Origin of the sequence: Brevibacterium permense, assembly GCF_013280495.1 — a bacterium.
Classification (GTDB): Bacteria; Actinomycetota; Actinomycetes; order Actinomycetales; family Brevibacteriaceae; genus Brevibacterium; species Brevibacterium permense.
The window spans coordinates 12,889-27,107 of sequence record NZ_JABSSX010000017.1 but is presented as its reverse complement, the minus strand read 5'-3'; the positions used below and the strand labels follow the sequence as shown (position 1 = coordinate 27,107).

Genomic DNA, 14,219 nt, shown 5'->3' with positions numbered 1-14,219 from the left:
GGTGGGGATAGACGGGGCTCAGGCTGTTTTCCTTAGTTTTCCAGCTACCACGCCAATAATCGAATACAACTCTCTGACTCTGAGCAAATAACAAGCTCCGATGAAGAACAGGAGCATCACGGTGCCGACGGCAGCCGTGGTGATGAATGCCTGCCAGCGTCCTGCCAAGGCGAAGTCCGGGACGAAGTAGAGCAGACCGAACCCAGCGCCCGCGGCGACGATCGCCGCGAGGAGGAACTTCATGTGCGAGGTGAGGATTCCGCGCAGGTCGATGGCGCCGAGGCGCTTCTTCAGGACCGCAAACGAGATGATCATCGCCATCAGATAGCCGAGGCTCATGACGAGACCGATGATCGCCACCGTCACCGACTTCGGGAAGATCGATACCGCGAGCACCGCCAGGGACTGGAAGATGATCTGCGGCAGCTGGATGAGGAACGGGGTCTTCGCATCGCCGTAGGCGTAGAACACCCGCTGCGCGAGATAGTTCGCGCTGAAGGGAACGAGGCCGAAGACCATCGTGATGATGACCAGACCGATGGCCATGGCCTGTTCGCGACCAGGACCGGCAATGATCATCGCCACCGGTGAGGCGAGGACGACGAGGGCGGCGAGGGCGAATGTGTTGACCATCCCGACCATGCGCACACCCATCGAGAAGTCGCCGACGACAGCCTCGGTGTCCTCCTCGGCCGCGTTCTTTGCCAGAGAGGTGAACAGCGCAGTGGCCAAAGACACCGCGATGAGCGAATGCGGGAGCATGAACACAAGGTAGGCGTTCGTATAAGCGGCGTTCGAGGCGTTGCCGTCACCGGGGATCGACGCCCCCGAAGCGACGCGGGAGATGATGAGGAAGCCGATCTGGCCGATGAGCATGGCTGCGAACGTCCAGAACGCGACCTTGCCGGCTGAGCCGAGACCGACTCCCCGGAATCCGAACGTCGGCTTGTACTTGAAGCCGATGCGCTTGAGCGGCCAGATGAGGATGAGCGCCTGAGCCGCGACGCCGAGGGTCGCCGTTCCGGCGATGAGGGCGATCTTGTCCGGGGTCCAGGTGTCGAGCCCGTGCGGAGACGCATTGTTCGTGCCGAAGACGAGGATGAAGACGGCAAGTCCTGCGATCGCGACGACGTTGTTGAGCACCGGTGCCCACATATAAGGACCAAACGATGATTTCGCGTTGAGCACCTGGCCCAGCAGCGTGTAGAGGCCGTAGAAGAACAGCTGCGGCAGGCACCAGAAGGCGAAAGCCGTGGCCAGCGCCATCTGCTCCTCGCTCCACCCCGAAGAGTAGAGCCAGACGAGCAGCGGGGCAGCAGCGGTGGCGATGATGCTCACACCGACAAGGAGCAGGAACGACAGCGTCAGCAGCCGGTTCGTGAAGTCGGCACCGCCGTCTTCCCGTTTGGAGGCACGCACGATCTGCGGGACGAGTACGGCATTGACCACGCCGCCGGCCAGCAGCATGTAGAGGGTGTTCGGCACCTTGTTGGCAATATCGAAGGCATCGGCCTGGACCGCCGTGACTCCGATCGCCATGGCCAGCATCGAGGCTTTGACGAAACCGAGCACACGCGAGGTCATGGTGCCGGCGGTCATGATCGCCGAGGACCGGGCCAGGGATGAGAAGCTGGACACGCTCTACCTCTTTTCGGGGTCGTCGGTCTTGGCGCGGGCCATCGCATCGGCCAGCTGCTGTTCGGGGATCTTCGGTCGCCCCCGAGAAATGGTCTTGATCAAGCCGATCACGAACACGACGGCCAGGGCCAATCCGATCACCGCGGTGCCGATGTTCTCCCAATCGGCGCGGACCCGAACCAGGAGTGATTCCTGCTTGGGTAGGACCACCTCGTCGGCGGTGACCATCTCGATCGTTGTCGGCACATCGGCGTTGGCGAGGCCCTCGACGGGCACGTCCACACGCATCGTCTCCGCGGCCGGCACCTTGACGGTCTCCGTCTCCTGCGCCCGCAGCTGCGGAGTGTTCGGCTTCATCCGGATCCGCAGCGTCGCCTCGGCGGGGGAATCATTGACGATCGTGACCGGAATCGTCGTCTTCTCGCCGGTGACGAGGAGGACGGACGATCCCTTGCGCAGGTGCAGGCTGTCCATGAGATTCTCGCTCTGCTCGCGGGCCTGACCGGCGCAGATGTTCGCGTTCCGGCCCAGGGTCCACGCCGCCGAGGTGCAGGTGAGGAGTTCGCGGTCGAGCCGGATATCGGCGCTGTCACGGTCACTGAAGACGCTGTTGAAGTCCGCTTGGTTCGCTCGGATCTCGGCCAGCGACTCCACAGCCCTCTTGCGGATGTGCGGAGCGTCGGCATCCGTCCGCAGCAGCCCGCGCGCCTCGGAACCGGAATCGAGGATCTTGTCGACCCCGGTGGGAGCGATCCACGGTGCCGAGCTCAGTTCCTCGACGGTCTGTTCCCAATTCGCCGAGGCGGCCGCGCGTGGGAGCGGAACGAACAGGCTGCGAGAGCGGTAGGGAGCCTCGGATTGGATCACCGCGGACTCCGCGACGAGCTCGGACAGTGCCCCGGCCGGGTTGTCCTCGGCGATCGCCTCGGCGCTCATGTCAGTGAGCTTCGTATCCGAGATGAGAGTGTCGATCGTCGACTCCCCGTCGTCGGTGATGGTCGTCTGCGAATGCGCATCATCGTGGATGCCGGTGATCGAGGGCTGCTGACCATCGCTGATGATCGCGGTGGAATTGCCGGACTTCTTCAGCGCCCGCAGCCCGTTCTTCGTCGCACTTCCGGCCACCGGCCAAGCTATGTCCGTGCGGGCATCGGGGAAGACGTCCTTGACGATCTCGCGCTGCTTCTGAGCGAAGGAGCTCAGTCGGTCGATCTTCGTCCCGCGCAGGGCACTGAGATCGGGATCGCCATAGGGCAGAGCGACGACCGTGTGCTTCTGTGCCGCTTCCACGAAGTCCTGATACCAGGAATCGAGGCGTTTGCGCTGCTTCTCCGCGGCTTCGAGTTCGGCACCGGTGGAATCGGCGTCATCGTTCTCCGGTGCTCCGACCGGTGGTGACTGAGTCTCCTCGCCGTTTTCCCCGTCGGGCTCTTCGGTTTCCTCCGGCGCGTCGGCGGGAGGCGGTTCGGCAATCGCTGCTTCGAAGGAAGCGATGATTCGCGGGTCGATCGCCACAGCGAGCTCTTTGTGTTCCAGCATCTTCGCGATCGTGTCGAGCGAACCGCCTTCGGCGATGGCCGCATCGAGCCGGTCGGAAGGGATGAGTCCGCCCTCGGAGTGGCCGGGCAGGGTGACGGGAGCGAGCAGGCTGATCTTCGTCTGATCGAACTCCGGCTCCGGGTACCACGTGGTGAAGCCGAGCGCTGAGGCCCGCAGACCGGTGTCGTCGCCGAGCTGAACCGCCAGACCGCGCGGGCCCCAGGAACTCACGGGTGAGGACTTGCTCAGGTCGAGGTCATCGGCGGGGATGTGGAAGGTGAATTCCGCGGAGGTACCGGGACCGATGGTGTCGTCGAACGAGGTGTCGAGGGTGATTCCCGAGCTGTCATCGGAACCTGAGTCCTTGTCCTTCTTCGCCTTCTTCCTCGCTTCGGTTCCGTCATGTTCGAGATCAGCGACGGTGCGGTGCTGTGCCTGTCCCTGCTTCCAGGAGGTCAGGCGGGATTCGGAATCGAGCTTGCGAGTCGACATCTGCAGGCTCAGGCTCGGCTTCTCGACCGCCTTCTTCGTCGTGTTCGAGATCGTTCCCCGCACGGTCAGCGTGCCTTTGTCATCGATCCACGGAGTCACCTCGTCGAGGGTGATCGAGACCTCGTCCTTCTTCGCATCGGTGTCCGCGTCGGTATTCGCATCGGTGCTGGCAGCGGCCGGAGCGGCATTCAGCAGCGGGTATGCGAAAGCCGGCCCTGCGAGCAGCAGGAGCGTGCTCAGCAGGGCGGTGAGGAATCGCAGTCGGCGGATGGGAATGGGTTTCACTGCTCCAGTCGGGACACCATCGGTCGGGCGGCGGCGACGATTCGGCGCTCATTGGCGAACGAGAGTCGCGAACGCAGGTCATTGAAGGGCACCCACGCCGCATCGATCGCTTCTTGGTCAGGATCATTATCCACGGTCAGAGTCCCCGACTGTGCACGCAGCAGGAAATGGTGGACGAGTTTGTGGATCCGGATTCCGGTCACGGTGAACCAGTAGTCGACGGTTCCCAGCGGGCAGATGATCTGCCCCGCGATCCCGGTCTCCTCTTCGACCTCACGGCGGGCCGCCTCGGCGGGGGTCTCCGTTCCTTCGAGATGCCCCTTTGGAAGGCACCATTCGATCCGGCCGGCGCGATTGATGCGCGCGATGACGGCCACGGCCAGCAACGGGTGAGAGAAGTCGACAACGATGCCACCGGCGGAGATCTCCTCCACTGTGGTGCGGCGGGACGTGCGGGGTCCCGGCTTGGGCATCGGTGTGGTCATTCTCCTACCTTAGTAGGCGAAGCTTGGAAGTTTCGTGTCATCTGCTCCCGGTAGGCTTATGGAGACCGGAACTCACGCCTGGACGCGGGAGACGAGTTCCCATGGGCAAGAGCAGAGATCTGAAGAATTGAAGGAGCTCGGTGGATCCGCAGACCGCGCACAACCGACTGCACGACAAGCTCGACGAACTCGAGCACATCCTCGGCCCGCTGGGTCAGAGGTTCTCCTCAGCCGGTTTCGAACTCGCCCTCGTCGGCGGTTCCGTCCGTGACGCGCTGCTCGGTCGCCCCATGCCCGACCTCGACTTCACCACCGACGCCCACCCCGACGACATCCTCGGGCTGATCTCCGACTGGGTCGACACACACTGGGACATCGGACGCGAATTCGGCACCATCGGAGCCGTGAAGTCCGGCGTCCAGATCGAGATCACGACCTATCGTGCCGAAGCCTATGAAGAGGACTCGCGCAAACCTGTCGTCGCGTTCGGCACGGACCTCGACGCCGACCTCGTCCGCCGCGACTTCACGATCGGGGCGATGGCGATCCGACTGCCCTCGAAGACGTTCGTCGACCCGCATCGGGGGTTCGACGACCTCATCGCCGGTCGCATCCGCACCCCCGGGGCTGCCGCGGACTCGTTCTCCGATGATCCCCTGCGGATGATGCGCGCGGCCCGGTTCACCTCCCAGCTCGGGCTCGACCCCGTGCCTGAGGTGGAAGAGGCGATGACGGCGATGGCCGATCGGATCGAGATCATCTCCGCCGAACGCGTCCAGGTCGAACTCGTCAAGCTCATTACCGGCATCGATCCGGTCGCCGGAATCGACCTGCTCGTGCGCACCGGCATCGCCGATCATGTCCTCCCCGAGGTGTCCGGACTGCAGCTCGAGACCGACGAGCATCATCGGCACAAGGACGTCTACCAGCATTCGCTGACCGTGCTGCGTCAGGCCGTCGAACTCGAGAGCCGTTATGCCGCGGCTCAAGAGAAGGCCGGAATGGCCGACGATGACCCGCAGCGCATCCGAGTGCCGGACTTCGTCGTGCGCTTTGCCGCGCTCATGCACGATGTCGGCAAACCCGCCACGCGGCGCTTCCAGCCCGGCGGTGCCGTGACGTTCTACCACCACGATGCGGTGGGGGCGAAGCTCACGGCCAAGCGGATGAAGGCGCTGCGCTTCGACAAGGACACGACGAAGGCGGTCGGCCGCCTCGTCGAACTGCATCTGCGCTTCTACGGCTACGGCGATGCCGGGTGGACGGATTCGGCAGTGCGCCGCTATGTCACCGACGCGGGACGGCTGCTCTCGCGGCTGCACATTCTCACCCGTGCGGACGTGACCACCCGGAACAAGCGGAAGGCCGATCGGCTCGCGTTCGCCTATGACGACCTGGAAGAGCGCATCGAGGCCCTGGCGAAACAGGAGGAGCTCGATTCGATCCGCCCGGACCTCGACGGCAAGCAGATCATGGCGATCCTCGATATCGAACCATCACCGCTGGTGGGCAAGGCGTACAAGCATCTGCTCGAGCTGCGGATGGAGCACGGACCGCTCGGACCCGAACGCGCCGAGGCGGAGCTGCGCTCCTGGTGGGAATCCCACGGTCAGTGACCGACCCCCGCCTGCTCACCGGCTGATCAGTGCTGATACCTTCGTAATCGTTTAGATTTGTGTGTGACGTCACATGATGTGACGGTGGCGAAAGGTGAGGAGACCACAATGACAGTGACCGAGGAGTTCCGCGCTGCCCGAGACAAGCTGATCGAGCTCCGCAGCGACTACGAGGCCGCCCGCGACCAGTTCGAATGGCCGCGTCCCACGCATTTCAACTTCGCACTCGACTGGTTCGACAAGATCGCCGAGAACAACGACAAGCCGGCTCTGTGGATCGTCGAACAGGACGGAACTGAGGGCAAGTGGAGCTTCGCGGAGCTCTCCGCGCGGTCGAACCAGGTGGCGAATCACTTCCGCCGTGCCGGAATCAAGCGCGGCGACCATGTCATGGTCATGCTCAACAACCAGGTCGAGCTGTGGGAGACGATGCTCGCGGGCATCAAGCTCGGTGCCGTGCTCATGCCCGCCACCACGCAGCTGGGACCCATCGACCTCACCGACCGTGCCGAGCGCGGTCAGGCCGAGTTCGTCGTCGCCGGCGCCGAGGATGCCGCGAAGTTCGATGACGTCGATGTCGAAGTCGTCCGCATCGTCGTCGGCGGCGAGCCCACCCGCCAGCAGGACTACAGCTACTCCGATGCCGATGATGAGAGCACCGAGTTCGACCCTCAGGGCAGCTCGCGCGCCGATGATCTGATGCTCCTCTACTTCACCTCGGGCACCACCTCGAAGGCGAAGATGGTCGCCCACACCCATGTCTCCTACCCGGTCGGTCATCTCTCGACGATGTATTGGATGGGACTGACGCCCGGCGACGTCCACCTCAATGTCGCATCGCCCGGCTGGGCCAAGCACGCTTGGTCGAACATCTTCACCCCGTGGATCGCCGAAGCCTGCGTCTTCCTCTACAACTACTCGCGCTTCGACGCCAACGCCCTCATGGAGACCATGGACCGCGCGGGAGTGACGAGCTTCTGCGCGCCGCCGACCGTGTGGCGCATGCTCATCCAGGCCGACCTCGGCCACCTGAAGCATCCCCCGACGAAGGCTCTGGGCGCCGGTGAGCCCCTCAATCCCGAGATCATCGACCGTGTTCACAGCGAATGGGGTGTGCTCATCCGCGACGGCTTCGGTCAGACCGAGTCGACCCTGCAGATCGGCAATTCGCCCGATCAGGAGCTCAAATACGGTTCGATGGGCAAGGCCCTCCCAGGATTCGACGTCGTGCTCATCGACCCGGCGACCGGTGAGGAAGGCGACGAGGGCGAGATCTGCCTGCGCCTCGATCCTCGTCCCGTGGGCCTGACCACCGGATACTGGAACAACCCGGAGAAGACCGCAGAGGCCTTCGAAGGCGGCGTCTACCACACCGGCGATGTGGCCTCCCGTGACGAGGACGGCTACATCACCTACGTCGGTCGCGCCGATGACGTGTTCAAGGCCAGCGACTACCGGCTCTCCCCCTTCGAACTCGAAAGCGTGCTCATCGAACACGAGGCCGTCGCCGAGGCGGCCGTCGTGCCGTCGCCGGACCCGGTGCGACTGGCTGTGCCCAAGGCGTATGTCGTCGTGTCGAGCAAGTTCGAGGCCGATGCCGAGACGGCGCGGTCGATCCTCGCCTACTGTCGTGAGAACCTGGCTCCGTACAAGCGCATCCGCCGACTTGAGTTCGCCGAGTTGCCGAAGACGATCTCCGGAAAGATCCGTCGCGTCGAACTGCGCGCCCGCGAAGACCAGCTGCATCCGTTCAGCGGCGAACCCGCTGTCGAGGGCAACGAGTACGCCGACACGGACTTCGACCTCAAGAGCTGAGCGGCGCAGCGACTCTCGTTCAAGCGGCCCAGCGCTTTGCCGCAGGTGTACGGGCTGAAAAGTGCTGGGCCGCTTGAACGAGGCGTCGCGGCTGGCGGCACCGGTGGAAAAGTGCGGGCACGCTTGAACGAGAAGGTACGCGCGCATGGTCGAGGTGCCCTGGCTGGCGACGCCGAGCACTGATCTGCGGGCGCACTATTGAATGTGAGCAAACACGCACCCGTCATGGTTGATTCTTCCGCAGTGAATTAAAATGCCTGGTGAGATGCCGAATGCGGGGTTACTCAGAGAACGGTTCGGTAACCTGGCGTGTCTGCACGGCGTCAGGCTCAGCACTTTTTCATCCTCTACTAATGAATGCGTGCGAGACTGATTGGCGTCTTTGACCTTTTTCGGACCTCGTCGCCACGCATTGCGGCAGGCTGACTGACCTGGAGGACCTTGGGTGGCTAAGGGACAACACACAGCCAAGAACATCGGCAGGAATACGAAGAACCTGCTCAACTACCCGCGAGCGGGTGTGAGCGGATGGACCCGTTTCCTGCCGAGCATCCGTGTACTCGTCGTCGGCGGGCTCAGCCTCGTCATCGCCCTGTGCGTGGCGTTCGCCATCGGCTATGCCGCAACGGACATCCCCGAGCCGAACCTCGAGGCCACCGGTCAGACCTCGACAATCTACTACAGCGACGGCAAGACGCCGATCGGTCAGTACAAGGTCGAGGACCGCAAGTCAGTGGAGATCGATGAAATCTCCGAACCCATGCAGAAGGCGGCGATCGCCGCCGAGGACACCTCGTTCTACGAGAACCGCGGCATCTCGATCAAGGGTCTCTCCCGCGCTGTCGTCGGCGTGGCCACCAATAAGTACGCGGGTGGCGGTTCGACGATCACTCAGCAGTACGTGAAGAACTTCTACCTCACGAACGAGCACTCACTTGATCGCAAGGTCAAGGAGATGTTCATCTCGCTCAAGATCGACCAGCAGCAGTCGAAGGACGAGATCCTCGCGAACTACCTCAACACGATCTACCTCGGCCGTCGTTCCTACGGCATCGAAGTGGCATCTCAGAACTATTTCGACAAGCCGGCCTCGGAACTCAATGTCAGCGAGTCCGCTCTGCTGGCTGCGATGATCCAGCGCCCGGGTGCCGCCGATCCTTCGGACAATCCCGAGGCCTATCAGGACCGCTTCGACTACGTGGTCAAGAACATGGTCGACGAAGGCTTCATCACCGAGGAGCAGGCCGCCAAGGTCGAGATGCCCGAAGTGAGGAAGCAGAACAAGGAATCCTCGCTGTCCGGGCAGAAGGGCTACATGTGGGACTTCGTCCGTCGTGAAGCCCTGCGCAAGCTCGATATCGACGAAGCCCAGCTCGACCGCGGTGGCTACAACATCGTCACCACCTTCGACAAGGATCGGATGAAGGCGGCCGAGCAGGCGATTAAGACCCTCCCGCAGGATCAGCCCGAAGGCATGCAGGCCGGACTCGTCTCGATCGACCCCGACAACGGCGGAATCGAAGCCTTCTACGGCGGCAAGAACTACCTCGATCAGGCCTTCAACGCCTCGACGCAGAGTCATGTGCAGGCCGGATCGACATTCAAGCCCTTCGCTCTCGTCGCGGGTCTGGAGAACGGTGTTCGGCTGACCGACTCGTATCCGGGTGCCAGCCCGACGACGCTGAACAATGACGGCACGCCGTGGACGGTCAACAACTTCGGCGGCTCGAGTTACGGGCCCGTCAGCCTGCTCAAGGCGACGCAGTCTTCGATCAACACCGCCTACGCGGCACTCAATGTGCAGATCGGCACCGACAAGACGATCGACGCCGCCACCCGAGCGGGAGTCAGCCCGGCTTGCACCGAGCGGGAAATAAAGGCAGGCGACACCGGCGGATGCACTCTCGACATGAGTGCTGCGAACCCGTCCACCGTGCTCGGTACCCCTAGCGTCAAACCCCTTGATATGGCCTCAGCGTATGCGACGTTCGCAGCGAACGGCGTCCATCACGAGACTCACTCGATCAAGACGATCCACCAGGGAGCCGAGGACAAGGAAGTGTTCAAGGCCGAGACCAAGGGCAAGCGCGTCTTCGACAAGGCAGTTGGTGCCGAGACCTCGTACGCCCTGAGCCAGGTCGTTCAGGGCGGTTCGGGCAGCTACGCCCAGAACCTCGGTCGTCCTGCCGCCGGCAAGACCGGTACGACGAACGAGAACAAGGCCGCATGGTTCTCCGGTTACACACCGAACCTCGCCACCTCGGTCGTGCTCTATCGCGAGGTCGACGGAAAGTCCGTGTCTATCGGCTCCTTCGGCGGTCGCGGTGAGGTCACCGGTGGTTCGTTCCCCGTTCAGGTGTGGACCGACTACATGCAGAAGGCCCTCCAGGGTGAGAAGGTCGAACAGTTCCCGGCCCGAGGCGAACTGCCCGATAAGCCGAAGCCGAAGAACTCCAACCCGGCCCCGGCCCCGAAGCCCGAGCCGAAGGCGCCAGCCGGCAGCAACGACGGCAGCGACGGGGACGAAGAGGAAGAGCCGAAGGCTCCGATCGAGACTCCGAAGGACGACGGAGACAAGAACAAGGACTCCGACGGAGACGAGAAGGGCAAGGAAGAAGGCTCGAAGGACGGATCGGACGATTCGAAGGACTCCGAAGGTTCGGCGGACGGATCGAACGACGATCCGCCGAAGGACGATCCGCCGAAGGACGATCCGCCGAAGGACGATCCGCCGAAGGACGATCCCCCTAAGGATGATGGGGCGGAAGGGGGCCTCCCCGTCAAGCCACCGAAGTCGCCTGGTGACAACGGCTAGTAACCTCGAGTCATGCCCTCGAAGTCCAGCACCCGGATCGCCGAGCCTCTGCTCGGCGGTCCGGTCGGCATTCACCTCGGTGCCGCCGGTCGCCGGTTCCGCAGCGCGCAGGCCTCTGCGCTGGCTGCGATCCTCGGCGTCACCACCTTCATCGCTCTGGCTCTGCAGGGCCCGTGTCTGAGCTCGGGATACGAACAGCCGGCCGCCTCGGCGAGGATGTGCGCAGGGCCGCTGTCCACAGCTTTCCTCGGTGACACCAACCCCGAGGTACTTGGGCGCGCACACGGCGGAGCGGCGGCCCTGGCTCCGCTGGAAGCTCGCCTGGTCGACCTGTTCCAGCTGTTCACCAACGACGTCTCCCTCTTCATGGTCGTCGTGCTCCTGCTCAACACCGCAGGGATCGCGGCTCTCGGCGCCGGACTCCTCGTCCTCGCCCGCTTCCGGGGGTGGCTGGTCGCGGTCTTCGCCTCCCCGCTCATCCTCTTCACCCTCGGCTCCACTCTCGACCCGATCGCCCTCGCACTGGCGGTGTGGTCGATGGTCATCTTCTTCGGAACCCCACCGCTGCGCCCGCGCGGGTGGTTGGCCGGTTTGCTGCTGGGCATCGCGACGTTCATCAACCCACTCGCCCTTCTCGTGCTCCTCGCCCTGACCGTGACTGGCCCGAACCCGGCTCGCGGACTGGGGCCGCGCAATCCGCGAATGATGCTCGCTGCGGCCACGGTCACCTCGGCGGTGCTCCTCGTCGTCGACCTCAGCGCGATCGACCGGATCATCCACTGGTACTCCGATGCCGTCGACGGCGGATCCTTCGCCTCGATCCTGCTCATGGCCGAACTCGGCGACGTCTCCGTCTGGGCCCCGCTGTGGATCATCGTCAGCGCCGGAGTGGTCCTCGCCGTGACCGTCTCCCTCTACATGGTCCGCCGCACGGGTCTCGACCCGGCCGTAGCTGCATGCCTGCTCATCGGCGGCTGCCTGCTGCTGGCGCCGGGACTCATGCCCTGGGACAGCCTGTGGCTTCTGCCCTTCATCGCCCTGTCTGTCCGCCGCTGGTGGGTGCTCATCGTCTGGACCCTCGCCGAGGCGGTCTTCGCCGTCGCCGTCCAACTCGGTGATGTGTCGGGATTCGAAGTCGATGAGGGACTCGACTCCACCTTCGTCGCCCTGTTCACCCTGCTGCGGCTGCTCGCTCTCGTCCTCGTCGTGATCATGGCCGGTGAGAACCTCTACCGGCGCGGTATCCGCGGTCGCACGGCTGCGTCGGCGCCGCCTCGGCGAAAAGAGATCGACGATCCTGGGGACGCATTGGAACATCAGGCTGCAGGACGTAAGGAAGAGCACGAATCCGGACATGACAGTCACCGCACCAGTCGATTAGACTAGTGAGGTCTGTTCCCATTTCGCGACGATCACGAGACGGGGAGCGGGCGTGCATATACCCTCCTGCCATGGACCGACCATGGCCGCAAAGACCAGAGGAGGTGGGTGACATATGCGTAAGTACGAGCTCATGCTCATTCTTGATAACGACCTCGAAGAGCGGACGCTGGCTGACACCGTGAACAACCTGATCAAGGTTGTCCCGGCTGAGAACGGCACCGTCGACAACGTGGATATCTGGGGACGTCGTCGCTTCGCGTACGAGATCCAGAAGAAGTCCGAAGGCTACTACGTCGTGGTTGATTTCCACGCCGAGCCTGCAACGACCAAGGAACTCGATCGTCAGCTCGGACTCAACGAGTCCGTTCTGCGTACGAAGATCCTCCGCCCGGACGCCAAGTAAGGCATCTTAAGCTACCTCGCTTCTAGGAGATTCAATGGCAGGCGAAACAGTCATCACGGTCGTCGGGAACCTCACCAGCGATCCCGAACTGCGCTTCACACCGAACGGTGCGGCAGTCGCAAACTTCACCGTGGCCTCGACGCCGCGTATCTTCGACCGTCAGGCCAACGAGTTCAAGGACGGAGAGACTCTCTTCCTCCGCTGCTCGGTGTGGCGTGAAATGGGAGAGAACGTCGCCGAATCTCTGCAGCGCGGTACTCGGGTCATCGTTCAGGGCCGGCTGAAGTCCCGGTCCTTCGAGACCAAGGAAGGCGAGAAGCGCACGGTCATGGAGCTGGACGTCGACGAAGTCGGCCCCAGCCTGCGGCGCGCCACCGCACAGGTCTCGAAGAACAATCCCAGCGGCGGAGGAAACTTCGGCGGTGGCGGCGGCAACTTCGGCGGAGGCAACCAGGGCGGAGGCGGCCAGCAGGGCGGCTTCGGCAACCAGCAGTCCTCCGGTTGGGGCAACAATCCTCAGCAGGGCGGCCAGCAGGGTGGCCAGCGCCAGGGCTACAGCCAGGGCGGCAACAACGCACCCGCCAATGACCCGTGGGCATCATCGAACCCGCAGAGCGGCAACGGCGGCTGGGGCAATCCCGGCGCCGATGAACCCCCGTTCTGATCCACGTCTTCACGACATTTCGAGACATTCGTTAACAGGAGATACTCATGGCAAAGCCAGAGATCCGGAAGCCTATCAAGAAGAAGGCTAATCCGCTCAAGAAGGGCGAAGCGGCGAACATCCACTACAAGGACACCGCTACGCTCCGTAAGTTCATTTCCGACCGCGGCAAGATCCGTGCACGTCGCGTCACCGGTGTGACCGTGCAGGAACAGCGCGTCATCGCAAAGGCCGTCAAGAACGCCCGCGAGATGGCACTTCTGCCCTACTCGAGCTCAGCTCGCTGATCGGAGGGAAAGAATAATGCCTAACCGCAAAGTGATTCTGAACCAGGAAGTCGACGGCCTCGGTGCCGCCGGCGACGTCGTCGAGGTTCGTGCCGGATACGCACGCAACCTGCTTCTGCCTCGTGGCTGGGCCTCGGCCTGGTCCGCCGGCGCTGAGAAGCACATTGAGTCTCTGCGCAAGGCCCGTCAGGCCAAGCAGATCGCCGATCACGACGAAGCCATCAAGGTCAAGGGCGAACTCGAGTCGACCACGGCTCGCATCGACATGAAGGCCGGCAAGAACGGTCGCCTCTTCGGCGCCGTCACCCCTGCCCTCGTGGCCGAGGCCCTGCAGACCGCGACTGGACGCGAGTTCGATCGCCGTCAGGTCGCCCTGACCGGTCACGTCAAGACCCCCGGCAGCTACAACGCTGTCGTGCGCGTCGGCGACGAGATCACCGCGAAGATCAAGTTCGAGGTCATCGGCAAGGCCTGATCGAAGGTCTTGTCCGGACGTCCCAGTCCGGATGATTCGGACGTGGTGAAGGCCTGAGCGGCCCCACCACACCACCGCCGAGGCGGCACCTGAGTTCAGGTGCCGCCTCGGTGTTATTCATGGGGTTGGGATTCGACTGTCGGAGCTGTGAGGGTGCGGCCGGCGGTGGCTCGCTGCTGATACCTGCTCACGGTGGGCACTGACTCACGGTAGGCACTGAGCTGCAGACGGCGTTGGGGCCTGCGGTCTGCACTGGAGGGCAGTCGAGCATCCATCCGTGTTCGCGGCAAGACGACGTGTCGCACCTAGAACCTCGCGACAG

At 63.6% G+C, this 14,219-nt stretch carries 11 protein-coding genes; 8 read left to right on the top strand and 3 right to left on the bottom strand.

Annotated elements, in window-relative coordinates; genetic code table 11:
• Positions 1–18: 18 nt before the first annotated feature.
• From murJ to HK353_RS15495, 3 genes are read right to left on the bottom strand one after another with little or no spacing between them, the layout of a single operon-like run.
• The gene (gene murJ, locus HK353_RS15505; RefSeq protein ID WP_173157605.1) at positions 19–1,638 is read right to left on the bottom strand and encodes a murein biosynthesis integral membrane protein MurJ; all 1,620 of its coding nucleotides are present in this window, start codon (positions 1,636–1,638) and stop codon (positions 19–21) included.
• Positions 1,639–1,641: 3 nt separating this feature from the next.
• Positions 1,642–3,954, bottom strand: a complete 2,313-nt coding sequence (locus HK353_RS15500; protein ID WP_342589963.1) for a DUF6049 family protein — start codon at positions 3,952–3,954, stop codon at positions 1,642–1,644.
• The gene (locus tag HK353_RS15495; RefSeq protein WP_135808011.1) at positions 3,951–4,439 is read right to left on the bottom strand and encodes an NUDIX domain-containing protein; all 489 of its coding nucleotides are present in this window, start codon (positions 4,437–4,439) and stop codon (positions 3,951–3,953) included. The genes HK353_RS15500 and HK353_RS15495 overlap by 4 nt, the downstream gene beginning before the upstream one ends.
• A 140-nt stretch (positions 4,440–4,579) precedes the next feature.
• Between HK353_RS15495 and HK353_RS15490 the strand changes: the two genes are divergently transcribed.
• The 8 genes from HK353_RS15490 to rplI all read left to right on the top strand — a co-directional run bounded on the left by HK353_RS15490 (position 4,580) and on the right by rplI (position 13,897).
• Positions 4,580–6,055 carry a CCA tRNA nucleotidyltransferase gene (locus tag HK353_RS15490; RefSeq protein ID WP_173157603.1) on the top strand — a complete coding sequence of 492 codons (1,476 nt, stop codon included), beginning with the start codon at positions 4,580–4,582 and terminating at the stop codon, positions 6,053–6,055.
• Positions 6,056–6,163: 108 nt separating this feature from the next.
• Positions 6,164–7,870: an AMP-binding protein gene (locus HK353_RS15485; protein WP_173157601.1), complete on the top strand. Its 1,707-nt coding sequence runs from the start codon at positions 6,164–6,166 to the stop codon at positions 7,868–7,870.
• A 445-nt stretch (positions 7,871–8,315) separates the two neighbouring features.
• On the top strand, positions 8,316–10,685 hold the full coding sequence (locus tag HK353_RS15480) for a transglycosylase domain-containing protein (protein ID WP_342589962.1): 2,370 nt from the start codon (positions 8,316–8,318) through the stop codon (positions 10,683–10,685).
• A gap of 12 nt (positions 10,686–10,697) precedes the next feature.
• Positions 10,698–12,071, top strand: coding sequence for a hypothetical protein (locus HK353_RS15475; protein WP_173157598.1), 1,374 nt, complete (start codon positions 10,698–10,700; stop codon positions 12,069–12,071).
• Between the two features lie 109 nt (positions 12,072–12,180).
• Positions 12,181–12,471, top strand: a complete 291-nt coding sequence (gene rpsF, locus HK353_RS15470; RefSeq protein WP_025779601.1) for a 30S ribosomal protein S6 — start codon at positions 12,181–12,183, stop codon at positions 12,469–12,471.
• Between the two features lie 34 nt (positions 12,472–12,505).
• Positions 12,506–13,135: a single-stranded DNA-binding protein gene (locus HK353_RS15465; RefSeq protein WP_173157596.1), complete on the top strand. Its 630-nt coding sequence runs from the start codon at positions 12,506–12,508 to the stop codon at positions 13,133–13,135.
• A 47-nt stretch (positions 13,136–13,182) separates the two neighbouring features.
• On the top strand, positions 13,183–13,422 hold the full coding sequence (rpsR, locus tag HK353_RS15460; protein WP_025779604.1) for a 30S ribosomal protein S18: 240 nt from the start codon (positions 13,183–13,185) through the stop codon (positions 13,420–13,422).
• Positions 13,423–13,453: 31 nt separating this feature from the next.
• Positions 13,454–13,897, top strand: coding sequence for a 50S ribosomal protein L9 (rplI, locus tag HK353_RS15455; protein ID WP_244195274.1), 444 nt, complete (start codon positions 13,454–13,456; stop codon positions 13,895–13,897).
• Positions 13,898–14,219 lie beyond the last annotated feature (322 nt).

What these genes read in the sequence shown, in the direction of transcription:
- HK353_RS15495 (WP_135808011.1), bottom strand. Translation starts at nt 4,439, where the DNA reads ATGACCACACCGATGCCCAAGCCGGGACCCCGCACGTCCCGCCGCACC.
- HK353_RS15485 (WP_173157601.1), top strand. Translation starts at nt 6,164, where the DNA reads ATGACAGTGACCGAGGAGTTCCGCGCTGCCCGAGACAAGCTGATCGAG.
- HK353_RS15475 (WP_173157598.1), top strand. Translation starts at nt 10,698, where the DNA reads ATGCCCTCGAAGTCCAGCACCCGGATCGCCGAGCCTCTGCTCGGCGGT.
- rpsF (WP_025779601.1), top strand. Translation starts at nt 12,181, where the DNA reads ATGCGTAAGTACGAGCTCATGCTCATTCTTGATAACGACCTCGAAGAG.
- HK353_RS15465 (WP_173157596.1), top strand. Translation starts at nt 12,506, where the DNA reads ATGGCAGGCGAAACAGTCATCACGGTCGTCGGGAACCTCACCAGCGAT.
- rpsR (WP_025779604.1), top strand. Translation starts at nt 13,183, where the DNA reads ATGGCAAAGCCAGAGATCCGGAAGCCTATCAAGAAGAAGGCTAATCCG.